The 24,276-nt window shown below is 67.8% G+C and carries 26 protein-coding genes and 1 pseudogene; 26 read left to right on the forward strand and 1 reads right to left on the reverse strand.

The annotated features are described in order from the left end of the window. Positions 1-266 precede the first annotated feature (266 nt). The 24 genes from OHS70_RS34220 (at position 267) to OHS70_RS34335 (ending at position 20,929) form a co-directional block, all read left to right on the forward strand. Positions 267-569, forward strand: coding sequence for a hypothetical protein (locus OHS70_RS34220; protein WP_328404010.1), 303 nt, complete (start codon positions 267-269; stop codon positions 567-569). Between the two features lie 57 nt (positions 570-626). Further along, positions 627-1,478 (forward strand): peptidoglycan-binding protein, encoded by an 852-nt coding sequence (locus tag OHS70_RS34225; RefSeq protein ID WP_328404012.1) that lies wholly within the window; start codon positions 627-629, stop codon positions 1,476-1,478. A 23-nt stretch (positions 1,479-1,501) separates the two neighbouring features. Then, a complete protein-coding gene (locus OHS70_RS34230) occupies positions 1,502-1,756 on the forward strand; it encodes a hypothetical protein (RefSeq protein WP_328404014.1) in 255 nt (84 codons plus the stop codon). Between the two features lie 185 nt (positions 1,757-1,941). Beyond that, the gene (locus tag OHS70_RS34235; protein ID WP_328404016.1) at positions 1,942-2,502 is read left to right on the forward strand and encodes a hypothetical protein; all 561 of its coding nucleotides are present in this window, start codon (positions 1,942-1,944) and stop codon (positions 2,500-2,502) included. Between the two features lie 245 nt (positions 2,503-2,747). Continuing rightward, entirely contained in the window at positions 2,748-3,101 is a 354-nt protein-coding gene (locus tag OHS70_RS34240) for a hypothetical protein (RefSeq protein WP_328404018.1), read from the forward strand. 22 nt (positions 3,102-3,123) lie between these two features. Beyond that, positions 3,124-4,230 (forward strand): AAA family ATPase, encoded by a 1,107-nt coding sequence (locus OHS70_RS34245; RefSeq protein WP_328404019.1) that lies wholly within the window; start codon positions 3,124-3,126, stop codon positions 4,228-4,230. A gap of 60 nt (positions 4,231-4,290) precedes the next feature. Continuing rightward, positions 4,291-5,418: a hypothetical protein gene (locus OHS70_RS34250; RefSeq protein WP_328404021.1), complete on the forward strand. Its 1,128-nt coding sequence runs from the start codon at positions 4,291-4,293 to the stop codon at positions 5,416-5,418. Positions 5,419-5,499: 81 nt separating this feature from the next. Then, positions 5,500-6,426, forward strand: coding sequence for a helix-turn-helix domain-containing protein (locus OHS70_RS34255; protein ID WP_328404023.1), 927 nt, complete (start codon positions 5,500-5,502; stop codon positions 6,424-6,426). Between the two features lie 106 nt (positions 6,427-6,532). Beyond that, entirely contained in the window at positions 6,533-6,976 is a 444-nt protein-coding gene (locus OHS70_RS34260; protein WP_328404025.1) for a hypothetical protein, read from the forward strand. Between the two features lie 72 nt (positions 6,977-7,048). Beyond that, positions 7,049-7,705 carry a hypothetical protein gene (locus OHS70_RS34265; protein WP_328404027.1) on the forward strand — a complete coding sequence of 219 codons (657 nt, stop codon included), beginning with the start codon at positions 7,049-7,051 and terminating at the stop codon, positions 7,703-7,705. A gap of 49 nt (positions 7,706-7,754) precedes the next feature. After that, on the forward strand, positions 7,755-7,907 hold the full coding sequence (locus tag OHS70_RS34270; RefSeq protein ID WP_328404029.1) for a hypothetical protein: 153 nt from the start codon (positions 7,755-7,757) through the stop codon (positions 7,905-7,907). Between the two features lie 50 nt (positions 7,908-7,957). Beyond that, positions 7,958-8,440 (forward strand): hypothetical protein, encoded by a 483-nt coding sequence (locus OHS70_RS34275; protein WP_328404031.1) that lies wholly within the window; start codon positions 7,958-7,960, stop codon positions 8,438-8,440. 68 nt (positions 8,441-8,508) lie between these two features. Next, positions 8,509-10,017, forward strand: a complete 1,509-nt coding sequence (locus OHS70_RS34280; protein ID WP_328404033.1) for a DNA cytosine methyltransferase — start codon at positions 8,509-8,511, stop codon at positions 10,015-10,017. An 18-nt stretch (positions 10,018-10,035) separates the two neighbouring features. After that, positions 10,036-10,473: a hypothetical protein gene (locus OHS70_RS34285; protein ID WP_328404035.1), complete on the forward strand. Its 438-nt coding sequence runs from the start codon at positions 10,036-10,038 to the stop codon at positions 10,471-10,473. An 11-nt stretch (positions 10,474-10,484) separates the two neighbouring features. Continuing rightward, positions 10,485-10,823: a hypothetical protein gene (locus OHS70_RS34290; protein ID WP_328404037.1), complete on the forward strand. Its 339-nt coding sequence runs from the start codon at positions 10,485-10,487 to the stop codon at positions 10,821-10,823. Beyond that, positions 10,820-11,356, forward strand: a complete 537-nt coding sequence (locus OHS70_RS34295) for a hypothetical protein (RefSeq protein WP_328404039.1) — start codon at positions 10,820-10,822, stop codon at positions 11,354-11,356. The genes OHS70_RS34290 and OHS70_RS34295 overlap by 4 nt, the downstream gene beginning before the upstream one ends. Positions 11,357-11,469: 113 nt before the next feature. Next, a complete protein-coding gene (locus OHS70_RS34300) occupies positions 11,470-11,781 on the forward strand; it encodes a hypothetical protein (protein ID WP_328404041.1) in 312 nt (103 codons plus the stop codon). Between the two features lie 225 nt (positions 11,782-12,006). Next, the gene (locus OHS70_RS34305) at positions 12,007-12,417 is read left to right on the forward strand and encodes a hypothetical protein (protein ID WP_328404043.1); all 411 of its coding nucleotides are present in this window, start codon (positions 12,007-12,009) and stop codon (positions 12,415-12,417) included. Positions 12,418-12,544: 127 nt separating this feature from the next. Next, on the forward strand, positions 12,545-12,883 hold the full coding sequence (locus OHS70_RS34310; protein WP_328404045.1) for a hypothetical protein: 339 nt from the start codon (positions 12,545-12,547) through the stop codon (positions 12,881-12,883). A 71-nt stretch (positions 12,884-12,954) separates the two neighbouring features. Beyond that, entirely contained in the window at positions 12,955-13,533 is a 579-nt protein-coding gene (locus OHS70_RS34315; RefSeq protein ID WP_328404047.1) for a hypothetical protein, read from the forward strand. A gap of 88 nt (positions 13,534-13,621) precedes the next feature. Continuing rightward, positions 13,622-14,695: an N-6 DNA methylase gene (locus OHS70_RS34320; protein WP_328404049.1), complete on the forward strand. Its 1,074-nt coding sequence runs from the start codon at positions 13,622-13,624 to the stop codon at positions 14,693-14,695. Between the two features lie 338 nt (positions 14,696-15,033). Further along, positions 15,034-15,750, forward strand: a complete 717-nt coding sequence (locus OHS70_RS34325) for a hypothetical protein (RefSeq protein WP_328404051.1) — start codon at positions 15,034-15,036, stop codon at positions 15,748-15,750. A 188-nt stretch (positions 15,751-15,938) separates the two neighbouring features. Continuing rightward, positions 15,939-16,364, forward strand: a complete 426-nt coding sequence (locus tag OHS70_RS34330) for a hypothetical protein (protein ID WP_328404053.1) — start codon at positions 15,939-15,941, stop codon at positions 16,362-16,364. Between the two features lie 116 nt (positions 16,365-16,480). Then, positions 16,481-20,929 carry an NACHT domain-containing protein gene (locus OHS70_RS34335; RefSeq protein ID WP_328404055.1) on the forward strand — a complete coding sequence of 1,483 codons (4,449 nt, stop codon included), beginning with the start codon at positions 16,481-16,483 and terminating at the stop codon, positions 20,927-20,929. Positions 20,930-20,980: 51 nt separating this feature from the next. On the opposite strand, the pseudogene OHS70_RS39190 reads toward OHS70_RS34335, so the two are convergent. Continuing rightward, positions 20,981-21,885: pseudogene (locus tag OHS70_RS39190) on the reverse strand (Mu transposase domain-containing protein); the annotation flags it as partial. 238 nt (positions 21,886-22,123) lie between these two features. Between OHS70_RS39190 and OHS70_RS34345 the strand changes: the two are divergent. Both OHS70_RS34345 and OHS70_RS34350 read left to right on the forward strand, forming a co-directional pair. After that, positions 22,124-22,594 carry a lamin tail domain-containing protein gene (locus tag OHS70_RS34345; RefSeq protein WP_328404057.1) on the forward strand — a complete coding sequence of 157 codons (471 nt, stop codon included), beginning with the start codon at positions 22,124-22,126 and terminating at the stop codon, positions 22,592-22,594. Positions 22,595-22,844: 250 nt separating this feature from the next. Beyond that, positions 22,845-23,336, forward strand: a complete 492-nt coding sequence (locus OHS70_RS34350) for a lamin tail domain-containing protein (protein WP_328404060.1) — start codon at positions 22,845-22,847, stop codon at positions 23,334-23,336. Positions 23,337-24,276 lie beyond the last annotated feature (940 nt).

Here is a 24,276-nt window from a genome sequence, read left to right on the forward strand (position 1 = left end):
GGACGAGGGCGGCACCGGTGTCGGCTCATCGTCATCGCCGTTGGCCGTCTCGGTGATCGTCGGGCCGTCGAGTGCGGTGCCGAGGGTGTCGACGGCGTCGCGTTAGAGGCGGAGCCGGACGTGGGTGTAGACGGTGGCGATGACGTTTATGTCTGTTGAGCTCGGCTAGGACGAGTAACTGCCCGTAGAGGATTCGGCCCGGCTTGCTTGCCAGTCGTCCGACGTAAACTGGTCGGCGGTGCGGGAACGCCACACGGAGGAACGACGTGATCGCGCCGACGCCCAATGACCCCACGCTGTGGGAGCTTCACCGCGCACTGCAGCAGCTCCGCGAGGACCTGCGCTCGGATTTCGCAGCCTTCGCCAGCCAGCTCGAGAAGATGGTCACGAAGGACGTTTACCAGGCCGACCAGCGCGCTGTGCAGCAGCGGTTGGAGATTCTGGAGCGGCAGCAGGATGCCGAGGCCGCCGCGCGCACAATCAATCGACGTCTCGCCGTCAGCGCGTTCATTGCACCGGTATTGGTTGCCGTCGTCACCGTCTGGCTCACCTCTCGCAGCGGTCCATAGGGCACACGACAAACGGCAGGAACACTCAGCAGGCGCGGGGGAGAAGCAGGACGCGCCATGCCCGATCTGTGGCTGCCCGGTGCCGAAAGGCATCCGCTTGGCGACACAGCACCAACCGACACTCAGTTTCAGCCCAAGGTGGTCTGGCACATCACCTGGGACAAGAACGCGACTGCGGCCAAGCCGGCCGACCTTGTGCCATTCGACGCTCTGGTCCGCTACTTCACCGGTGCAGGCCGAGCTTCCGCGCCGCACCTGCTCTGGGATCCGTTCACCGGCCGGATCGCTCAGTTCTATCCGGCGAATTCGCGCAGCAAGAGCGTCGCGGACGCCCCGGGTGGCACTCGCACTAACCGGGCCGGACGCGTCCTGCTGCAGGTTGAGACGCTCTTCTTCCCCTACTGCCGCGTCAACGGAAAGTCGTACGCCACGGTCCGCGACACCCCGGCCAAGGGCCTCGACAAGGTCCTCACCTGGGCACGCAGCTGGGGCGTCCCCGACGACTGGCCGATGGGCAAGCCCACGTGGAAGGCGAACCGTAGCGATCGGGTTTGGGCCTCGCGCGGTGGCCACTACGCCCACGGCCAGGTGCCGGAGAACAGCCACAACGACCCGGGACCCATGCCGGATTGGCCCGCTATTGGCGGGAAGCCCAAGCCCACGCCGACAGCGCCCCCGTTCCCCGGCAAGGCGGCCTTCGGCCCCGGCAAGGTCAATGACTCGATCCTGCGCCTCGGCCACCAGCTCGTGAAGAAGGGCTTCGGCACCCACTACAAGGTCGGGCCGTCGCGCAGCTGGGGAGAGGCGGACCGGCTCAACGTGCGGGCCTTCCAGCGCGCCCAGAACTGGAGCGGCTCCGACGCCGACGGCTACCCCGGCCCCGAGACCTGGCGACGCCTCTTCGCCTGACCATTCCCACCGAAAGGCATGATGTGAACCTGTACGCCTCGCTGCTCCGCACGGGCATCCCCGCCCTCGCCGGGTGGCTGCTTGCCCTTTCCACCCGCTACGGCCTCGGCCTCGATTCGACGGCCCTCACCGGTGTTCTGACCCCGGTGTGCATCTTTGTCTACTACGCCGTCTTCCGACTTGCGGAGAAGTACCTGTCGCCGCGCTTCGGTTGGCTCCTGGGGTTCGCACGGCCCCCGGAGTACCCGCGCAACCGGAGTCCGCTCCCGTCCCACTGACCCACTCGACACATGGAAGAAGGCCCCCGTCTCAAGTCGCGACGAGGGCCTTCGACCTCTTGGAAATGCCAACTGTAGCAACAGCCGGCCGCCCCGAAGCCGCTGGCGAGCCCGGTTACTATCTATAGGCAAGGGGAGTCGGGCGAGGGGACAGGCTGACGGTGTCGAGTACGGAGAGGCCGGCGGTGAGGAAGCCGTACCTGGCGGGCGGCAAGGAGTTCGCGGACGTCTACGGTGTCAAGCGGTTGCAGGTCAGCCAGTGGATCAGCCGTGACGGGGTCCTCGACTACAGCCACGCCAAGATCATCAGCGGATCGCCCTATTGGCTCCTCAGCTTCGTCAAGGGCTTCGGTGAGACGACGCCGCGCCCCAAGCATGTCAATGAGCAGGCCCTCGCGGACCTGATCAAGTCCCAGGGCCCGGGCTACTGGGTTCACGACGTCAGTGAACTCCCTCCTCTGGTCGGACCAGCAGAGGTAGTGAGCCTCTTCGGGCTGCCGTCCCGGCCGCTGCTGAACAAGGCGCAGGAGACCGGCCGGTTCCGGCCGGCCGACTACTCCCTCTCCGGGACGCCCATCTGGCTGCTGGACGGCATCGTTGACGACGCTCCCGCCCTCCAGGCCGGTGCGGTGTCTGTGCCGTGGCGGATCGACGGGCAGGTTCTGGAGGCGCTCCGAACCGGAACCTACTCCGGACCCGGCGCCGTAATCATCCCTCGAGGCCCCGCAGCGAAGAAGACCGCGTAGCTGCAGGTCAGAGCGGCGTGCGGATTGACTCGTCCCCCTTTTGCATATAGAATTAGAGCATTGGGAAGGGTGATGGGGTTCGAGTGGGGGGAGGGATGGTGCGGTCGGCAGTTCGCCTCGCCGCTGCATCTCGGCGCGCCCTCGGCGGTCCCCCTCGGGCTCCACCGCGCCGCTCCGTGGTCGACATTCCACTCTCTCCAAAGATAGATTCCAACTCTTAAGAGTTGTGCATCGGAGGGGGGCGCATGTCGGTTCTGGAACAACCGCCGTTGTTCGGCATCGGAGACATTCCGCGAGTCAGGCAGCCCGCGACTGGACACGCCCAGTCGATCCAGCAGCGGTTCGAGGACTTCCACGCCCTCAACCCCTGGGTCCACCGCGAGCTGGAACGCATGACGGCCGACTGTGCACAGCACGGCTGGAATCGCGTCGGCATCGGAATGCTCTTCGAGCTCCTGCGCTACCGCTACGGCGAAGCCACCCGCGGTGACGAATTCCGCCTGAACAACAACTTCCGCTCCCGGTACGTCCGGCTCCTCGTCGACGAACACCCGGAGTGGTCACCCCTGTTCGAAGTCCGCGCCCTGCGAACGGACTGAAACGACCTCTTGGAGCAAGACCGTGACGCAAGCCGCGAGCGGCACCCGCCCGCCCGCCCCGAAGCTGAAGACCCGTAAGCCGACTGGCATCGTGCCCTGGCCGCTCGTCCTCCTCGAAGGCGAGGAGGGAGCGGGCAAAACCTTCAGCGCCGCCCAGTTCAGCGCCAGTGACAAGGTCGGCCAGACGTACTGGATCGACCTCGACGAAGGGTCGGCCGACGAGTACGCCGCCATCGACGGCGCGGACTACCTGATCATCGAGCACGACGGCACCTACCGCGACATCCTCGAACAGATCGAGGCAGTCCACGCCGAAGCCCGCCGCGCCGCTGCCGCCGGCGAGCCGCCCGTAGTCCTCGTCATCGACTCCGCATCCGCACTGTGGCGGATGCTCAGCAACTGGACCTACGAGCGCGGCCGCCGCACCAGGAAGAACCAGGCCCTGCTCCAGGAAGACCCCGACGCGGCGTACGACATCGGCCGGAACCTCTGGAACGACGCCACCGAGCGTTGGAACCGCGTCATGTACCTGCTGCGCACCCTGCCCGGTATCGCCATCGTGCTGGCCCGCGGCAAGCAGATCAGCGCCTCCGACGACAACGGACAGCCCCTGAAGGACAACCGTGGGCGGGCAGTGACCGAGTGGAAGGTCTCCGCGCAGAAGGACCTCGGCTTCGACTCCACCGTATGGGTGCGCATGAAGCGCGACGAGGATCCGCAAGTCATCAAAGTGCGCTCACTGCGGCTGCGTGTCGAGCCGAGAAAGCCCCTGCGCCTGAAGAACTTCTCCATTGAGGACCTGATCTTCAACGGCCTGGGCTGCTCGCAGGCATCTCAGCCGCGCGTCATGCCCGAACTGGCCGGAGACCGCGTCGGACCGTGGCTGAAGCGCATCGAGGGCGAGAGCAACTCGCAGGCCCTGGCAGCCATCTGGCGAGCCGTCCCAGATCCGGCGAACCAGCTCAGCCACGAAGAGATTCTGACGGTCCGCGCCGCCGCCGAGCGCAGAGCAGCCGAACTCGAGGCAGCGCCCCAGGAGATGGGCGACAAGCCCAGGTCGGACGCCGACAAGTTGCGCGCCGCTGCTGCACGCAAAGCAGCCGAGCAGGACGCCGACGCCGAACAGTGACCCCCGCTGGGCCGTCCCGCATGCCGACCGCCCGGCCACCACACTTCTTGGAGCACAATCATGTCCACAATCCTCGAACGCTCACTCTCCATATGGACCGCGGCGCACGACGTCGACGCCCGCCGGCCTCGATCGCAGCAGACCCAGCTCGGTGCGTCCGACACCGTGTGCGGTCGACGTGCCGCCTACATCCTCCATGGCACCCCGCGCACCGATCGACCGGACGCCAAGGCAGCAATCCTCGGGACATACATCCACATGGGCCTGCTTGAGTCCGCCCGGACCGAGTACGGATGGCTTGTGGAACGCAGCGTCCAGGACGACACCATCAGAGGTCACGTCGACGTCGTCCAGATCGACGACGCGACAGCCGCGCGCCTGCCCAAGCGGCACCGTCCCACGGTCCCATCCGACGTGCTGACGGTCGAGGACATCAAGACCAAGTCCACCTACCTGTGGGACAGAGTGGTGCGATACGGGGCCACCGAAGCCGAGCTGCGCCAGGTTCATCTGTACGCCGGACTGCTCGCTGACCGCGGATTTCAAGACGTGCCCGGTCAGCGATACCTGGCCCGTCTCGGGCCGCTCAACGTGCGCCGCATCCGCTTCCGCTTCATCAACCGCGACAACGGCTCCGAGCACATCCAGGAGATCGACTACGACCCCCAGCGCGCTGTCGAGGCCCGCTGGTGGGTGGACCGGGTGCGCGAGACCGGCCACCCCGAAGAGATGAAGCGGGACTTCGACGGCCCCGGTCTGGCTCCGATCTGCGACCACTGCCCCTTCCTCACCGCGTGCTGGCCTGGAACGGCGCCGGGGGTGCCGGTGCAGGCCGCGCTGATCCACGACGACGGGGACCGTGCACAGGCCCTCATCGACTACGTGCGCGGGCACGAACTGACCAGCAGTGGCGACAAGATCAAGAAGCTGGCCCGCAAGAAGCTCGACCAGTCGCCCGCAGGCATCTACGGGCCCAACGAGTTGTCGTGGGGCGGGGAGAACGATGCGGAAGAGCCAGACGTGCAAGCCATGGTCGACCTGCACGAACTGGCAGACATCCCCGTTCCCATGGCGCCCGACGCCGACAAGATGATCAAGAACCTCAAGGCGGCCAGCCTCGCCGTCCCCATGAGGAAAACCGGCAAGAAGACGGCACGGATCATCCGCGTCTCGCCCGCCGCCGCGTAGCCGCAGCCTTTCTCCCGCCCCTGCCCGGCCGCCACCGGGCAGGGCGCTCCGACCTGCCCGAACGCCGCTCCAGGGGGAGCCATGTCCATTCAACTCATGATTGCCGCCGCTTACCTGCCTCACGACGAAGTCAACCAGGGTCAGAAGCTGGCGCTGATGAAGCTCTGCGACTCGGCCGATGACGAGACGCGTCTCGCCCGTCCTGGCCTCGCCCGGCTGGCAGCGTGGGTCGGCGTCACGGCCAAGCGCGCCATCACGATCATCACCGAACTCGTCCGCAAGGGGTTGGTGGAGCGCGTGCACACCGGGAAGGCGGGCCGGGCTGCCGTCTACAGGATCTTTCCGAAGTCGGTGCCCAGAACGCCCACGACGCCGGAGCTGAAGGAGCGACTGGCCGCGCGCGAAGCGGCGCCGAAGAACCCACGCAAGGCCCGTACGGACGTGCGGAGGGCCGCCCCGGCCACACCCGCCATGACACAGGCGGACCTCGAGGAGCGAGAGACAGCCCGCCGGCGAGAGGTCGAAAACTGCCAGGAAGGCGCAGGGTTCCACGCGGGGAACCCTGCAGAGGCCGACTGCCGGGTTTCATCTGTGGAACCCAGTGGGTTTCACACGGGGAACCCAGAGGGTTTCACCGATGGAACCCCTTCCTTTCCTGTTCCTTCCTTCTCTCTTCCTTTCCCCCCTACCCCCGCGGCTGACGCCGCAGGGGAGCCCGCTGCCGCTTCGCCGCTCAAGCCGTCCGGCGCGCCGAACGATGGAGCCGGATGCACGCGGCATAGAGGGAAGCCAGCAGCGTCCTGCCGGGGCTGCGGCACGAACCCCCGCGCGGAGCGCGCCCGGGAGACGGCTACGCGCAAGGCCGAAGAGCATGAGGAGCACGGGCAGTTCTGGCAGGCCTGGCATGCCGAGAGAGAAGAACGCCGTCAGCAGGTTCAGCAGCGATCCGAGGCCACGGCGGAGGCCGCCCGCAGGACGAGGGAAGGCATCCGCAAGCCCAAAAGATAGGTCACAACTTTATAAAGTTCCCCAGGCTCTTGATCATCTCCAAGAATGCATATAAAATTAAAGCATGAGGGAAGGGGTGCACCCCGCCCATGAACGGAGGTAGGAAATGGGGTACTTGCCCAAGCTGCGGCGACGACGCGGAGGCTGTGCGGTCCTGGACGGTGGCGAGCAGGCTCACTCGCTCCTGCGGGAGCTCGCCGACCTGTACTACGAGGACTCCGAAGGCGTCGGCGACATGCTGACCACCATCGCCGAACTCGACAAGGCGGCCGAACGTGAACGCCACCTCGACGGCCTCGGCGACAGCGAGCATGCCCGTGACAACCTCGTGAATCAGCTCCTCGACGAAATCGGGGGCGCCGAGCTCCACTTCGACCCCCACGTCACCCATCACGCCCTCATGCAGGCGCGAAAGGTGGCCCATGAGGCGCGTACCCTCGCCATCGCCCTGGAGGCGCGCGCCGAAGAGCTGACCCGCCTGGCGGTCATTGCTCGCGGAGAGCGCGCGGTGGAGAGCGGCCACCCTGTCACCCGACCGGCTCTTCCGTAGCGCGCACAGCCATCTGTTGAGATAGATCCCAACTCTGTAGAGTTGACGAACATGACCTCTTGGAGAGATCACGTGACGCACCCGAACGCCCAGCTCGCCCCCATGCCCGACCACAACCGGACGGGCGATCCGCTCTGGCGCAAGCTGTGGCACACCTACGAGCCCGTCATCACCCCTCTGCGTCGGCTGCACCTCGTCACCGACGTCGAAACCGGCGGAGGTGGCGAGTTCGGAATCGTGGTGGCGCTCAAGGACGGATCACACCTGTGGATCTCGTCCGTCGGCGACCTGCCGACGGACCCCAGCGACTTGCAGGGCTTCCTCGTCGCACGCCACCACGAGGACACCCCCACCGTGGACGAGATCGTCTACGACTCCACCCCGGACGGCGAGCAGGCCGCGAACGGCAACAACATCGTTCCCCTGTTCCTCGCCATCTCGGCCTTCGTCACCGCGCGGAACCTCCGGCCGCCGCTCATCACCCTCAGCTCGGTCCGCCAGTTCGGCGTCGGCAAGGATCACCGGCAGCACGGCAAGGTCCTCGTCGGACCGTTCGACAACTCCCACGAGGCCGTGAAGCAGTACGGCTACGAGACCTACGCGCTCATGCAGAGCGGCTGGCGCTGCATTCACGAGCAGGGCGGAACGGACTGGCCGCTGACCGTGTGGGAGCGCGAGGGCGCAGTCCTCACCGTCTTCCTCCAGGACGAGGGGGAGGTCCCGGCATGACCGACCGCCCCAGGCGCGGCGACCGTCCCGCCCGCGACGTGAGCACGACGTGACCGCCATCGCATGGGTCCTGGTCGGCGCCTCCGTCTGGGCCGCCGGGTTCGGCGCTGTCCTCCTGCACGACCTGCGAACCGAGATGCGCCTCCGGCGCCCGCGCTGCACCCACTGCGGTCAGCACCACGGCCAACACGCCGCCCACTGACTTCCCGCCGGCCTCAACACAGGCCGCGCTACCACCTCTTGGAGACACCCATGGGTTTCGACATCTACGCCCAGAACCCCGAAGGCAGCCCGCTCGAGGGTATCGAGAACTACTTCCGCCTCGGGGCATTCCAAGGCGCCACGGTTATCGACGCCATGACCAACTTCGGCATGGTCACCGACGTCCCCGCCCCTGCCTGGCCCAGGATGGCCGACTTCGGCCTGACCGGCGAGGAGCTGTACCTGGGCGACGAGGCCACTGCCGAGCAGAAGGCGGCCCTCGACAAGCTCCGTGCCGCCCTCATTGAGGCGCGCGACTGGGCCGAGCCTGAGCCCGCGGGCATCCCCGGTTTCAAGCTCCGCTACAACGAGGGCCGTCTGATCACTCCTGCGGAACTCGGCGCCGCGCTCACCGCGTACGAGGCACACCCGCACTACGACATCGCGGAGATGCCCGTCGGCGACCTGACGTGGGGGCGCTGGACCGCGTTCATGCGCCGCGCCCGCGACCTCGGCGGCATTCGCGTCCACTGACCCACTACTGCGTCCCGGCCCCCGAATTGCGGGGCCGGGACGCAGTGCAGACCTCTTGGAGCTCCATCGTGATCAAAGTGATCGACCTGCTGTGCGGCGCCGGCGGGAGCAGCACCGGCCTCGTTGAAGCCGGATACGAGCTGATCCTGGGCATCAATCACTGGCAACTCGCCATCGACACCCACGCGGCCAACCACAGAGACGCTGACCACGCCTGCATCGACATATCCGGCTTGCCCATGCGCCACCTGCCGAAGGCTGACGTGCTGTGGGCCTCCGTCATCTGCACCGAGATCAGCCCTGCGGGCGGACGCCGACGGGAGAGCAAGCAACTCGACCTCCTCGATGAGCTGGACTCGGACGAGACGTGGGAGGAGTGGCAGGCTCTGACCAAGGATGCCTTCGAGCGCACGCGTGTAACCGGCTGGTGCGTCGTGCGGGCCGCCGAAGCCAAGCGGTTCAAGGCGATCATCGTCGAGAACGTCATCGAGTTCGCCACCGACTGGCTCCTCTTCCCCGTCTGGCTCGACGCCATGGACAAGCTGGGCTACCGCGTCCAGATCGTCAGCGTCAGCAGCGCCCACATCGGCGACGACGTCAACCCACGAGCCCCGCAGTGGCGTGACCGCCTGTACTGCGTTTTCACACGCAGGACAATGCGCCAGCCCGACCTGGCACCACGTCCCCTCGCGCACTGCCCGGCCTGTGGGCAGGACGTCCCCGCCGTACAGAGTTGGTTCAACGACAAGACCCGCATCGGCAAGTACCGGCGGGACTACGACTACCGCTGCCCGCAGACCCGCTGCGGCCGGATCGTCGTTGAGCCGTACGTCCGACCGGCCGCCGACATCATCAACTGGAAGGACATCGGTACGCGCATCGGAGACCGCAAGAAGCCGCTCGTCCCCACCACCATGGACCGCATCCGCTCCGGGCTGGCCAAGTTCCCGCACCGCCCCAGCTCCATCACCCTCACCCACGGCAAAGACGGAACCGACCGCGCCTACGCGGTCGAGGACCGGCCACTTCCCACTCGCACAGCGAAGCAAGGCGACGCCCTGCTCGTCCCCACCGGCGGCAGCTGGAACACCGAACCGACCCCGGTCGACGTACCCATGCGCACCCGCCTGACCCGCGAGAGCGAAGCCCTCGTCACCGCAGACCCCTTCATCGTCGAGTTCCGGCGAAACTCCACCACCAGCCCGGTCACCAACCCCATGAGCGGAATCACGGCCAAGGGCAACCACCACGGCCTGGTCGTCCCCGACGGCACACCCTCACAGGAGACCGTCCGCAACACCCTCGTCATCCCGTATCGAAAGACCACCCCCAAGACCGCCGCAGACCCCGTACACGCCCTCTCGACCCGCGACTCGGCCGCAGTCCTGCGCAGCACCCCGGCCATCGAGGACTGCTACTTCCGGATGCTCAAGCCGCGCGAGCAGCTGCTCGGCCAGCGGTTCCCGGAGAAGTACGTCGTCTACGGCAACCAGGCCGAGCAGACGATGCAGGCAGGCAACGCGGTCTCGTGCAACGTCGCCCGGTGGATCGGCGAGCGCCTCAAGCCGGTGCTGTGACCGGGGCCAAGGAGAACCATGACCACACTCAGCCTCACCGACGCCCCCTGCCGCAACCTTCCAGGGCTCGCACCGGCAGACGACCCGCCCACCGAACGCCACGCGCGCGAGCAATGCGGACCGGTACTGCATCTGTGCGCGCCATGCCCTCTGCGCGCCCAGTGCATAGCCCACGTGATGCCGCACAAGAGCGGATTCACCGGAGTGTGCGGCGGCCGACTCTGGTTCGACGGCCTGATCATCGACCAGGTCCACGCCGCCAAGCCAACGGAACTGCCCGCTCCCGTCATCCGCAAGGCATGCGGAACCGCCGCAGGAGCGCGAGCCCATCGCAGGGCCGTCGAGCAGCAATGCGAGAACTGCGATCCCTTCCACGCCAGATACCTCGACTCGATCAAGCCGAAAGCGCCCGTACTCGTCGGCGGGCAACAGCTCGAACTCCCCGACTTCACGTGACCAGAGGACTCATGCCCGCACACACCAGCGAACGGACGATGCGCGACGTGCTCGCCCCGCTTGCCGCCGTCGCACTCATAGCCCAGGCCCACCCTGCTCTTGCCGCACCGGGCGTCGAGATCGGCACCATCTACGCCGACGGCGAGGACCGCGGCCTCGGCGTGCGCCTACACCTGCACGAGCCCGCCGACCGCGTGTACGAACGCTGGGCGAACATCATCGGCAGCGACAACCCCGACTCCCACACGCGCCTCATCGATTCGCAACCAGCACACCGCAAGACGTTCGGCGCCTTCGCAGTCACACCCATCGAACTCATCGGCTACCCGCCGGCGAGGGAGAAGGCGTGAGGGCGCGCGGTTCCGGCACCGAGCGCGGCACCGAGCGCGGCACCAGCCAAGCCCTGGAGAACGGCCGACCGCCGGTTCCCACCCCGCCGATTGAGACGACGGACGAGCGGCCGCCAGCGGACTGGTTCGACGCGATGACGTCCCTTCCGGGAGCCATGCCCGGCCGACGCTACACCGTGGCACTGCCGCCCAGACTGCTCCTGTTGAACGCCAACCAGCGGTTGCACCATCACACGCGGGCGGAGATCACGAAGGTACTGCGGCGCGCGGCGTGGGCCTCCGCCCAGCGGATACCGCCTCTGGAACGCGCGCACATCATCGGTGTCCTGCACCCCAAGGACAAGCAACGACGAGACGCGGCCAACTGGTACCCCTCCTTCAAGGCGTGCGTCGACGGGCTTGTGGACCGCGGGATCCTGCACGACGACGACCACACGCGACTCATCGGTCCGGACATGCGCATCGGGCACGTCGTCGCCGGGAACAGGCTCGTCCTGCACATACGGGAGCTTGTGCCCCTACATGCCGTCTGACCTGCGGAAATAGTTTCGAGAATTTTCCTGTCGATCTTGACCCCCTCCCTAATGCATATAGAATTAAAGCACGGAGGGAGGGGAAAGACCCCGCCCGTACACAAGGAGTCACCGTGAAGGATCTGCACGTCTACACGCTCGCCGGCATCCACGCTCGCGTCTCCAAGATCGACGCCCTCACGTCCGGCGAAGTGGACGCCGTCGCGCGGGTGATCCACGAGGCCGTCGAGACGGGCCTCGAGAAGACGGCTCCGCACATGGACGGGGACGTGCTGGCCTCCCTGCTCCCGGATGAGGCCCTGGACCTGGCAGTTGCGGTAGTCGCCCCCATTGCGGACTCGGTCACCACGAGCCCGCACAGCGGCATCGACCTGGACGCCGCGATCAACATCCTCATCGCCCTGCGTGAGCGCCTCAACCCGTAGCCCCACCCCCTGCCCGGCGGCCAGCGTTCCTGGCCGCCGGGTCCATTGGATCGCCGGGAGCGCAGTGAGCAGCGCCTGCAGCGATGCGGCTGCCCGACTGCGCGATCGCCTCCTCAACGCCGAAGCGCACGCGTGCGGGCGGCCGTGAACGCGGCTGCCCCCACTCGGCATCCATATCCGGCGCCAGCCCGGCGGACGGATTCCAACCATCGAAGGGACACGCTGATGGACCGACCGGAGGACCCCTGCGGCCGCCGCGACCGCGCGGTCTGCGATGCCGCCAGACGGCTCGCGAGAGCACTGCTCGGCCGCCTGACCCTCGCTGCGAGGGAGGTTGACCCGCGCGTGCGCACGCTCACTCTCACGTACGCGGAGAAGCCCAACTTCCAGCTGTGGCACATGCACGACCGTGATGGGCTGCGCATCCACGACTTCGCCGAGATCGGCGTATGGCCGGGCCCTCAGTGGAACGCCGTCCTGCGAGACGCCAACCAACTGGCCAAGCTCGCAGACATTTACCGGCACCCGGCCGGCTTCTACTACGTGCACCCGCTGCCGGACGAGCGCGACCGCGCCATCATCCTGCCCGCCAACCCGCGCGGGAGCGTTCCGCGCACTGCCGGCGAACTCCAGTGACCGCAACTCCCGAGTTCTGAAACAGAGTAGATCGCAGCTCAATTTTCTCCGTGGCGACCCCCATCCCGACTGCCTATAAAAATTAAGCCAAGGGGGCGCCTTCTCCCTTGCATCCAAGGAGCACGCCATGGCTGTACCCCGAGACCCCGCCCAACTGGACATACCCGGCCACCACATCAGCGCCGTCATTCTCATCCTCCTGACCCGTGCACCCAGCGCAGACGAACTCCACTCCGCCAAGCACCTCCTCGACAGCGCCGGCACGGCGGCCTGGGCCTTGCGCTCCAGCACCCTCACCGCGCTGAGCCTCGACCAGTACCGGCAGGTCCTGCACCACTGGGCCTACGCCGAACTCCTCGACACCGCCCTGTTCCTGCGCGGCGACATCAAGACCATCCGCACCCTCATGGACCACGTGGCCCAGCACCTGGCCGACTTCCAGGCCGCCTATCCGAGCCCCGACTGACCGTCCATATCCGCCATTCGCAATCGCCCGAGCAGGGCCAACCTCAGTCACACGACCTCTTGGAGCCGGTCATGAACACCCGCTGGGACAGCTTCTACGAGAACGCCCGCAAGCAGCACGGCCTGTCCCCAGACCAGGCGCGCCACGGACTCACGCATGCCGTCCGCCACGCCGTCCGGCAAGCCAGCCGCGGCGCAGTCGGGGCCGCCGGAATCAGCCGTACGGAATACCTCAGCACCCTCTTCACCACCGACCGCTTCCACGTGCTGTACCTCTACACCGCCCTGCACTGCGCCGGGCGTGCGGCCGAGGCCAACCTGATGTGGAGGAAGCACCTGCGGCAGGAGGTAGTGACCGCCGCAGAAGCTCTCGCCGCAGTCCCGGCCACCGCCCCGTTCGGCAACGCCGAAGTTCTCTTCAGCCTCATGACCCCGTGCGGCCTCACCGGCGAGCAAGCCGACCGCGTTGTCCTGCGCGCCGCCTACCACCTGAGCCTCGGCTATCCGTTCCGATCGCACCACATGCGCGACCTCACTCTGGCCGACCTGCTCGCCCACACCACTGTCGAAGAGCTCCGCCCGATGATCGGGCACGCCGCACTCGTCGAAGCGCAGCGACCCGGCGAACTGCACCTCCTGCTCAAGAGCTGACCGCACACAGAAATGACCACCGGCTGTGGCCCCTGGCTCAACGAGCCGGGGCCACAGCCACCGAGCGCATACCGAACGGAGCACAGTCGTGGAACAGCTCGACCTGTTCGGCGCAGCCGACAAGCGCAAGGTGCCCGCCACCTTCACGGCAAGATCGAACACGCGCATAGCAGACCTTCCGCCGGCGCCCGCACCAGTCACCATCCACCCGGTCGCACCCCAGCAAAACAAGGCGGTGTCCACGGCAGCGAAGCCGCGCACCTACCGCCCGCTGGGCGGCAACCCGCACAAGCAATGTCTCCAGATCGCGGCCGAGATCAGCACCGCCTGGCACGGCGAGCATGGAGGCGAAAGCATCCAGATACCCGTCGGCGTCGTCGCGGCCCTCGCGCTATGGCCACTCAAGGGGCCCGACGCTCCGCTCCTGGCCGACTGGTGGCTGGGCCTCGGAGACAAAGACCTCTTGGCCGCGTTTGATGAGTGCTGGGCCTACTGGTGGATCCGGCGCCCCGACCTCATCGACCGAGCCAGTCCCCTGCATGCGTGGATCCAGGACGAGAGACCCAGCCGGACACGAGCGCGAGCGGTGCGCGCCGTAGTGCATGAGGCGATCACCAACGGGCTGCTCCATCTGACCAGCGGTGCTGATCCGTACTTCAACTCGTCCACCGACATCCTCGGCACGCTCGTGACGTTCATGCGGTCGACGGGTGCAAAGGACGCGCTCGCGGAGTTCCATACACCGCCCGAGGTCAGCGAGATGATGGCCCGGTTCCTGCTCGACGACATGGACCCGAAACCGGGGATGACCTTCAACGATCCGACGAGCGGAACTGGCGGCATGTTCCGCGCGGCGGCTCAATTGCTGCGTGAGCGCGAACTCGACCCTGCGGACTTCGGCTGGGCGATGACGGACATCGATCCCGTGGCGGCTGCCGGCGCCGCAGCCAACGCAATCCTCTGGGGCCTTGGGCCGAACGTGGTGGTCGCATGCGGAGACACGCTGCACCAGGTCGACCCCATCGGTGAGGCCCTGAAGGAACAGCGCGAGGCGTACGAGCGCCGCGATCAGCTCCGAGGGCAGGCCGCCGTCCTTGCTGCCGTGCGCAAGGTTCAGACTCTGCTCGCGGACATCAAGCAAGGAGCTGACGTGCACAAATAGACGACAGGGTGGGGGAGTTCTTCTCGTGTAATCTTGCCCCCTTCCTGGAATGCATATAAAATTAAAGCGTGAATCGGGGGAGCCTCGCGACCAAAGGAACCACATGAACCGCACGCCCTGCCCCTGTGCATGCAACCGCGGCGGCTTCTGCGGCTGCTGCGGCCACGCCGGCTGCGGAGGCCGCTAACCCGCAACCCGACCAGACCTACAACCACCCTGCCGACCGAGCTCCAGCCCGGCGAAGAAGGCAGGGTCACCAGCTCCAACCCCGCCCTCGGCCAGCTCAACGTTCACACGGAGCTGGCCAGCAAGACCGCAACGACCTCTTGGAGGCACACATGCTGATCACCGACGCAGCCGTCAAGGAGACCGGCCTAACCGTCGCCAGAACTCTCGGAAGCGGATGGAACATCGATGCCGACGCCCCCGCCGACGGCGCCGCGCACCTCCTCCACATCGACGGCAGCCGCCTTGGCTTCCGCCCCATATTCGGCGGAGTCACCGTCCAGCTATGGATCACCGGCAACGCCACCCCACCTCTCGCGGACGACGCCGACGCCGCGGCCAAGGCCGTCCACGAGACCTACCTTGCCGGACGCCTCGCCGAAGGCAGGCACTACCACGCCGCCGTATCCCTCGTCGGGACGGAAGGCAAGCCCGCCGACAAGGAACCCGCAGACCTCATCATCGAAACGCTCCACGAACGGCTGTTCCCCGCCTTCGAACAGAAGCCCTTCTATGTCGGACACCGGCCCTGGATCGCCACCTTCGAGGGGGCCATGGCCGACATAGCCGCTGAGCAGGAGACCCAGCCCGCCGACCCGGCCGGAGACCCCGACCGAGCCGACCACGCGCCCGATACCGACCCCGACGGCGCACCAGGCGGTTTCGATCACGACAGCGTGGTCGACGCGGACGCGGACGCCAGCGAAGAGCCCAGCCCACAGAACCCGAGCTACCCCGAGGACGCCACCATCAGCGAGCCGTCCGACCTGCAGCCCAAGCCCTGCACCACCCAAAGGCGCCGCGCCGCAACCGCTAAGCGCAAGTCTTGACGGCCGTAGGGGCGCAGGAACCCTGCGCCCCTACAGGGCATCAACAGACTCCTCGAGCTCAAGGCTCGGCGCCGTGCTATCAGTCATTGGGTTTACGACAGCGGCGCGTTGACACCACTTCAGTGGAAGGGATTTCGATTCCGGGTTCCGGCTGAAGTGATCATGGTTGAGATTAGACCATGGGTGACATGAGAAGGTGGCGACATGTCGCGGTATGGGTGGGGATCGCGGTCGGCGGGGGTGCGGCAGTCGGTCTGGGTGCGCTCGCCGCGTGGGGGGATCTGGATACGGCGGACCAGATGGCAAGCGTGTTCGGAGCAGTTGCCGGGATAGTGGGACTTGCCGTGTCGGTGTTCTCCCTAATACGCAATGACGGCACGGGATCCGAGGTGGGGGCTTGGGGAGCGCGGTCGATAGCCGTCGGCGGAGGAGTGGCACGCGCGGTCACTGGCGACAACAACCACCTCGGCCCCGCGCCCACACTCACAGAACGGGCGGCAGGGGCCGCACCAGGCAGCCCCTCCGGCCCGACGGTGCGCGCCGTGGGCGACAGAAGCGTCGCAGCCGGCGGCGACATCGCGGACGCCGTCACCGGAGACGGCAACCAGCCGTGACTCCCACACCCGGGGAGCGCAGAGGCGACAGCCCGGAGCCCGCCCCAGGCCCGGCTGGAGGGCCAGCCCGGGCCGAAGGGAAGCACTCAGTCGCTGTCGGCGGCGACGCCGACACCGTGGTGACCGGGAACCACAACACCATCTCCCGCACCAACATCGAACTGGTCCAACATGCTCCGCCCGTGCAGGTGGTGCCCTCCGGATACCGCCACCAGGTCGCGCAGCTGGCTGCATCCGAGTTCCAAGGCCGTGAAGCAGAACTGGCGGCGATGGCCGCGTTCTGTACTGAGCCCGACCCGTCCGGCCCCGAGGACGCTGCCAAACATCCGTACTGGCGGTGGCTCGCGCCGCCGTGGGCCGGCAAGACCGCGCTGATGGCCCACTTCGTCCTTAATCCTCCCCAAGGGGTCGCAGTGGTGTCATTCTTCATCACTGCCCGCCTCGCCCGGCAGAACGACCGCACCGCTTTCTGCGAGGTCCTCTCGCGTCAGCTGTACGAACTTCTCGGCGAACAGCAACCCCCCATCACCGAACACACCCGCGACGCGCAACTCCTACACGCACTCGAACGCAGCGCAGCCCACTGCGGACAGCATGGGCGTCGGCTGATCCTGGTCCTCGACGGCCTCGACGAGGACCGCGGCGTCACCACTGGCCCCGACAGCCACAGCATCGCTGCCCTTCTGCCCCGCAACCCACCCCCGGGCATGCGTGTCCTGCTCGCCGGACGCCCCAACCCGCCCGTCCCCGACGATGTTCCGACAGGCCATCCCCTGCGCAGCACAGACATCAACCGGGAACTACAGAGGTCCCCGCACGCGGAAGCCGTCCGCCGCGAGGCCGAAGACGGTCTCCTGCGGTTGCTGGACAACGGTGGCCTGGGCCGCGACTTGGTCGGTTTGGTTTCCGCCGCCGGCGGACTCACCGGCGCCGACCTCGCCCACCTCGCCGGTACCCGACCCGTACGGGTAGAACGCGAACTCAGAGCCGTGGACGGACGCGTCTTTCGCACACGCTCCGCAGTCCATAGCGCCGAACAGGTCTACCTCCTCGGCCACGAACAGATTCAGAAGTCTGCCCTGGACCTGATCACCGACACCGAACTCGACCATTACCGCCAGCGCCTGCACACATGGGCCGACCACTACCACCGCGCGGGCTGGCCCCCCGACACCCCTGAATACCTCCTCCGCGGCTACACCCAACTCCTACGCACCGGGCGCGACGGGCCCCGCCTCGCCGCCCTCGCCACCGACCCCGCACGCCACGAACGTCTCTGGCTCACCACAGGCGCCGACCTCGACGCCCTTACCGAAATTCAGGCTGCCCTCGACCTCCTACACGCCACCACCGACGCCACTGCGGCCGACGTCGCCACAGCACTGCGCCTGGCCATCCACCGCGACAGGCTCCATGACCACACTGGCAACGTCCCACAGGAACTGGTGATTCTGTGGGCCAGACTCGGACACGCCGACCGGGCTGCCGCGCTCGCTCGCGCCCATCCGGTCAGCAGCACGCGAGCCAATCGGATCGCAGCAGTAGCCCAGACGTTGGCGGCAGCCGGAGACCATGAGAGCGCCGCGGATATTGTCCGTACTCTCGCCGGCCCCGAGCAGCGGGCCCGTGCCCTGATTGCTGTTGCTGAGGCGGCGGTCCGAGCCGGAGACCGTGAGAGTGCCGTCGACCTTGCGCGCGAGGCCGCGGATATTGTCCGTACTCTCGCCGACCCCGAGCAATGGGCCCGTGCCCTGGTTGCTGTTGCTGCGGCCGCGGCCCGGGCCGGAGACCGTGAGAGCGCCGTCGACCTTGCGCGCGAGGCCGCGGATATTGTCCGTACTCTCGCCGACCCCGAGCAGCGGGCCCGTGCCCTGGTTGCTGTTGCTGCGGCCGCGGCCCGAGCCGGAGACCGTGAGAGCGGCGCGGATATTGTCCGTACTCTCGCCGACCCCGAGCAGCGGGCCCAGGCCCTGGTTGCTGTTGCTGTTGCTCAGGCGGCGGGCCGGGCCGGAGACCGTGAGAGTGCCGTCGACCTTGCGCGCGAGGCCGCGGATATTGTCCGTACTCTCGCCGACCCCGCGCGGCGGGCCCAGGCCCTGATTGGTGTGGCCGATGCCGCGGCCAGAGCCGAAGACCGCCGGACCGCCGCCGAGATCGCGCGCGAAGTTGCTGACCTCGCCCGCACCCTCACGCCCTCCTGGCAGCAGGCCCATGCCCTGACCGCTGCCGCTGAGGCAGCAGGCAGAGCCGGAGACCGTGAGAGCGCCGTCGACCTTGCGCGCGAGGCCGCGGATATTGTCCGTACTCTCGCCGACCCCGCGCGGCGGGCCCAGGCCCTGATTGGTGCCGCTGAGGCGGCGGGCCGGGCCGGAGACCGTGAGAGCGCCGTCGACCTTGCGCGCGAGGCCGCGGATATTGTCCGTACTCTCGCCGACCCCGCGCGGCGGGCCTACGCCCTGATTGCTGCCGCCCAGGCTGTGGGTGAAGCCGGAGACCATGAGAGCGCCGCGGATATTGTCCGTACCCTCGCCGACCCCGAGCAGCGGGCCGAGGCCCTGATTGCTGTTGCTGAGGCGGCGGCCGGAGCCGGAGACCGTGAGAGCGGCGCGGATATTGTCCGTACTCTCGCCGACCCCGAGCAGCGGGCCCAGGCCCTGATTGCTGTTGCTGCGGCCGCGGCCCGAGCCGGAGACCGTGAGAGCGCCGTCGACCTTGCGCGCGAGGCCGCCGAGATTGTCCGTACTCTCGCCGACCCCGAGCAGCGGACCCATGGCCTGATTGCTGCGGCCCAGGCTGTGGGTGAAGCCGGAGACCATGAGAGCGGCGCGGATATTGTCCGTACTCTCGCCGACCCCGAGCAGCGGACCCATGGCCTGATTGCTGCCGCTGAGGCGGCGGGCAGAGCCGGAGACCGTGAGAGCGCCGTCGACATTGCCCGCGAGGCCGCCGAGGTTGCCCGCACCCTCGCCGACCCCGCGCGGCGGGCCTACGCCCTGATTGCTGCCGCCCAGGCTGTGGGCGAAGCCGGAGACCATGAGGGCGCCGCAGATATCGTCCGTACTCTCGCCGACACCGACCCCGAGCAGCGGGCCGAGGCCCTGATTGGTGTTGCCGATGTGGCGGTCCGAGCCGGAGACCGTGAGAGCGCCGTCGACCTTGCGCGTGAGGCCGCGGATATTGTCCGTACTCTCGCCGACCCCGGGCAGCGGGCCCGGGCCTTGACCGCTGCCGCTGAGGCGGCGGTCCGAGCCGGAGACCGTGAGAGCGCCGTCGACCTTGCGCGTGAGGCCGCCGAAATTGCCCGCACCCTCACCGACCCCGGGCAGCAGTCACGGGTCCGGGGTGCCGTTGCCGAGGCCGCGGCCCGAGCCGGCCATTATCGGACCGTCGCCGATCTTGCTGGCACCCCGACCGTTGACGAGATTGGCCGCACCCTCGACCGCTCCTTGCGGCAGGCCCGGGCCTTGACCGCTGCCGCTGAGGCGGCGGTCCGAGCCGGAGACCGTGAGAGCGCCGTCGACCTTGCGCGTGAGGCCGCCGAGGTTGCCCGCACCCTCGCCGACCCCTTGCGGCAGGCCCGGGCCTTGACCGCTGCCGCTGAGGCGGCGGTCCGAGCCGGAGACCGTGAGAGCGCCGTCGACCTTGCGCGTGAGGCCGCCGAAATTGCCCGCACCCTCACCGACCCCGGGCAGCAGTCCCGCATTCTTAGCGCGGCCGCCCAGGCCGCGGCCAAAGCCAGCCACCGCCGGACCGCCGCCGAGATCGCGCGCGAAGTTGCTGACCTTGCCCGTACCCTCACGCCCCCCTGGCAGCAGGCCCATGCCCTGACCGCTGCCGCCGAGGCAGCAGGCAGAGCCGGAGACCATGAGAGCGCCGCCGGGATTGCGCGCGAAGTTGCTGACCTTGCCTGCACCCTCTCCGACCCCGGGCAGAGGGCCCAGGCCCTGACCGCCGCCGCGCAGGCCGCGGCCAGAACCGGCCACCATCAGAGCGCCGCCGAGATTGCCCGCGCCCTCACCCATCCCGGACAGCGGACTCATGCCCTGACCGCCGCTGCCGATGCCGCGGCCAGAGCTGGAGACCGCAGGACTGCCGCCGGGATTGCGCGCGAAGTTGCTGACCTTGCCCGTACCCTTACGCCCCCCTGGCAGCAGGCCCATGCCCTGACCGCTGCCGCCGAGGCAGCAGGCAGAGCCGGAGACCATGAGAGCGCCGCCGGGATTGCGCGCGAGGCCGCCGAGATTGCCCGCACCCTCACCGACCCCGAGCAGCGGACCCAGGCCTTGACCGCCGCCGCGCAGGCCGCGGCCAGAACCGGCCACCATCGGACCGCTGTTGAGATTGCCCGCACCCTCACTGACCCCGAGCACCAGGTCCGCGCCCTTTCTCGGTTGGCGGAGTGCTACGGGGCATCATCCCGGGGCCACGGGTTTCTTATTGAGGCGCTGACGGTGGCGCGATGGGTGGAGTGTTTGGGAGCGATGGCTCTTGTGGCGCCGGAGGCATTGGTGGTGGCGTTCGAGTTGATCGTCGATCGTGGGGCGGCGGATGAGCCGCCGCACTGAGCTTGTCCTACCTTCCAAGTGTGGGTCTGAGCTGATCATCGCCATGCGGCGAGCGAGGTTGTGCAGGCGGGCGATCCCGAGCATGGGGTGGTGGACGCCGTCGCCTTTGAGGCGGCAGTCGCGGAGGATCTTCCAGGTCTTCATGCAGGCAAAGACGTGCTCGCCGCGGGCGCGCGGACCTGCTTGTGGGATGTGTTGTCGGGCAGGTCCTCGCCCTTGCCGTGGCGGTAAGGCATGACGAGTCCGGTGCCGGGATAGCCGCCGTCAGCGATCGTGGTGGTTTTGCCGACGACGGCGGGCGGGTAGTCGCTCTTGTCGGTGCGTTTGCCCTGGTCGAGGGCGGTGTGGGTCTTGACGAGCTGGCCGTCGTGGAAGACCTGGACCATGGTGGCAGTGGAACGGACGTCGACCTTGCGGCCGATTAGCTTCCAGGGCGCGGAGTAGAGGGTGCGGCCGACCTTGATGTGGATGTCCGGGCCAACCGTGGCCGTCGACCAGCGAGCCAGCACGAACGGAGTCGTCGGCAAGGGCGGCAGTTCGGCCGCCTCCAGTGCCCCGCCAGAACGAGTCGCGGACATGGGGCATCGGCCGCTCGACCCGTGGTTTGTCCTTCGGCTTCGCGGCCCGGGCGCTTCCACGTCCGGCGTGACGCCGACGCCTGGGCCCGGGTTCGGCCGAGGGGCGCGGTTCGCCGGGATGGGCGACACCTGAAGCCTTCTCGGATGCGGGTGTTGACGGCTGAGGCCGGGGCAGGCGGTCCGGTGACGGCTCCTGTCGGGTTCCCTCGTCGCGGCAGGAGCCCCCTGTGGTGCCCGCCCTGGCGTGCGAAGCCGGCTTGGGTGTGCGAAGAAACGTGCAGAACGGCTGTTACCAAGATCGCGTCCGCTGTTCGGATGATGCGCCGGGCGGCGCAACCGGTCGTGCGCCGGAGCGTGCAAGCGGTTGCTGTTGATCATTCAACGGGTGGGTGTAGCGGTCAGTGAATGTCAGGGCCACGCCCGCCGCAGATGCGTGCCTCATGCAGGTGATGGTTACGGAAATGTCCGCATACGGTAACCGGCTCCGGTCGGCCTGTCGCAGGCTCCACCGAAGCTCCACAGTTTGGGTCCTCGGCCTGCACCGGGCCGGGAACCCGCATCGCCACCTCCAGCCTGTATCGGCTGGTGAGGCCTGTTTCTTGAGGGGACATCAGCTATGTCTGCTTCTTCGACCGCCCGCCGTTTCGCGGCGACCATCCTCGCGGCCGGCGCCGTCGTATCCGCCGTCGCCCTGCCGGCCTCCGCCCACGACGGCGACCGCCAACGGCACCCGCGGGTCGAGATCAGCGCCGTGCAGGCCGACAGCCCCGGACGCGACAACGGCTCCAACCGCTCCCTGAATGCCGAGTGGGTCGAGATCACCAACAAGTCCCGCCGCTCGGTCGACCTGGACGGCTGGACGCTGCGCGACCGCGACGGCAACCGCTACCGCTTCGACGACTACCGTCTCGCTGGCCGCGCAACCGTCCGCATCCACACCGGCTTCGGACGCGACACCCGTACTGACCTCTACCAGGACCTCCGGCACTACGTGTGGGACAACCGCTCCGACAAGGCGACCCTGCGCGACGACCACCGCCGCACCGTCGACACCGAAGCGTGGGGCCGCCAGTCCCACCGCCGTTAGCCGAACCGGCCGGTGGCCGGGCCGTCTGCACCTGGACAGCAGACGCACCCCCTCGCCGGCGGACCCTGAACTGTGTGCCGGGCAGCCTGACCTGCCCGGCACGCCCGTTCCACTGCCCCGGCCCCCGGCAACCGGTCCCGTCCGGCTGCGAGGCACCGTGACCCGGAGCCGTCAGGGATGATTGAAACCACAACAGTCTTGTATGTAGGCTTCTGCCGCTCATCAGCACTAATGAGGGGGGACCTCACCCTTGCGTACCCATGCCGTCATCACCGCCGCCGTCGTGGCCGGAACGTTCGCCGCACTGACCGCGAGCCCGGCCCAGGCCGCCGAATACTCCTCCGCACTCAAGATCCGCGGCATCCAGTACGACGCACCCGGCAGGGACTCCAACAGCTGCTCCACCGGCAACACCCGCGACGAGTACCTGACCATCAAGAACTACTCGTCCTCGGCGACCGTCAACCTCCGCGGATACGTCGTCAAGGACGCCGCGGGCAACCGCTTCACCTTCACCGCCAACCACTACCTGCAGCCCGGCGACTACGTGAAACTCCGCGGCGGCAACGGCACCGACTCCGACAGCAGCAACGTCGTCTACCGCGACAACTGCAACTTCATGTGGAACAACGACCGCGACACCATCTACCTCTACAAGCCCACCGGCAGCCGCGCCGACGTCCACTCCTACACCAAGAGTGGAAACGACCGCGACGGCAACGGCTACGTCAGCTTCCACTGAACGGCACAACCAACTCTGGCCTCGTCACCCAGCGACGACGAGGCCAGAGGCCACCCGCATCAGCCACAGGAGCAGCGGCCGGAGAGGCACAGCGAAGGGCCCGGTACCGCCGTACCGGGCTCTCCGCCGTCAGCAGGCAACCTGAGCTACGCATCTGCGTACGCAACTCGAGTCCGCAGAGCGCCGAGAGCGACCTGGTTGATCGGTGCCATCGCCTGGAAGTACCGCACGGGCTCGCCGTGTATGGATCTGCCCGCCGCTTCGGTTCGTGGAAGGGCCCTACAACCGGCAGCGGAAAGGGGCGTTCGACGGGCGATCGAGGACGTAGAGACCGGCGCGACGATGTCCTGGCCAACGACCCCAAAACAAGCGACACAGGGAACCTCGATGGCGTCTGCGCGCGACTCTTCCTGCTGGAAGAGCCGCAGCGACTATCAGCCTCTTCCCTCAGACACTATGAGGATCCTGTGCGGACCACGGACCTCCGCGCCGGCAGGGGTCGCAGTGCGGAAAGATCGGAACCCGCGACGACGGCCGAAGGCGGCGGCTCGACGTGATGCATCGATTCGATGGCAGACAGATCGTCCTCAGTGAACGTCACCACCCGCCCTTTCTTACTGTGGGGCAGCCGGCTGATATTGCGGCGCAACCATCGCTCCGGGACGCGTAACCGTTCCGCAGCCTGAGCGTAGGTAAGGATCGTCATCGTGCCGCCTGCCCAGGGCAGGCAACCACGTGGACGCAGCCGCGATGAGAGCAGACCGACGGCAAAACGATGCAACAGCTAGGGATGGCGCAGGGCACGCAGGACTCTCCCGACTCTCCTGACAGCGCCCCCGCGCCAAGCCCCAGCCTAGCGAGTTGAACGAAAGGGACGAGCCGCTGCGCTTGAAGCGTCGGGTTCCACCGAGATCATCAGAGGACGCCCGCCTGTTCCTGA

The sequence above is a fragment of the Streptomyces sp. NBC_00390 genome (assembly GCF_036057275.1).
Classification (GTDB): Bacteria; Actinomycetota; Actinomycetes; order Streptomycetales; family Streptomycetaceae; genus Streptomyces.

Bases quoted from the DNA above. Each gene is read 5' to 3' on its own strand.
- OHS70_RS34225 (WP_328404012.1), top strand. From the start codon at position 627: ATGCCCGATCTGTGGCTGCCCGGTGCCGAAAGGCATCCGCTTGGCGAC.
- OHS70_RS34240 (WP_328404018.1), top strand. From the start codon at position 2,748: ATGTCGGTTCTGGAACAACCGCCGTTGTTCGGCATCGGAGACATTCCG.
- OHS70_RS34250 (WP_328404021.1), top strand. From the start codon at position 4,291: ATGTCCACAATCCTCGAACGCTCACTCTCCATATGGACCGCGGCGCAC.
- OHS70_RS34255 (WP_328404023.1), top strand. From the start codon at position 5,500: ATGTCCATTCAACTCATGATTGCCGCCGCTTACCTGCCTCACGACGAA.
- OHS70_RS34260 (WP_328404025.1), top strand. From the start codon at position 6,533: ATGGGGTACTTGCCCAAGCTGCGGCGACGACGCGGAGGCTGTGCGGTC.
- OHS70_RS34275 (WP_328404031.1), top strand. From the start codon at position 7,958: ATGGGTTTCGACATCTACGCCCAGAACCCCGAAGGCAGCCCGCTCGAG.
- OHS70_RS34285 (WP_328404035.1), top strand. From the start codon at position 10,036: ATGACCACACTCAGCCTCACCGACGCCCCCTGCCGCAACCTTCCAGGG.
- OHS70_RS34290 (WP_328404037.1), top strand. From the start codon at position 10,485: ATGCCCGCACACACCAGCGAACGGACGATGCGCGACGTGCTCGCCCCG.
- OHS70_RS34305 (WP_328404043.1), top strand. From the start codon at position 12,007: ATGGACCGACCGGAGGACCCCTGCGGCCGCCGCGACCGCGCGGTCTGC.
- OHS70_RS34310 (WP_328404045.1), top strand. From the start codon at position 12,545: ATGGCTGTACCCCGAGACCCCGCCCAACTGGACATACCCGGCCACCAC.
- OHS70_RS34315 (WP_328404047.1), top strand. From the start codon at position 12,955: ATGAACACCCGCTGGGACAGCTTCTACGAGAACGCCCGCAAGCAGCAC.
- OHS70_RS34325 (WP_328404051.1), top strand. From the start codon at position 15,034: ATGCTGATCACCGACGCAGCCGTCAAGGAGACCGGCCTAACCGTCGCC.
- OHS70_RS34330 (WP_328404053.1), top strand. From the start codon at position 15,939: ATGAGAAGGTGGCGACATGTCGCGGTATGGGTGGGGATCGCGGTCGGC.
- OHS70_RS34345 (WP_328404057.1), top strand. From the start codon at position 22,124: ATGTCTGCTTCTTCGACCGCCCGCCGTTTCGCGGCGACCATCCTCGCG.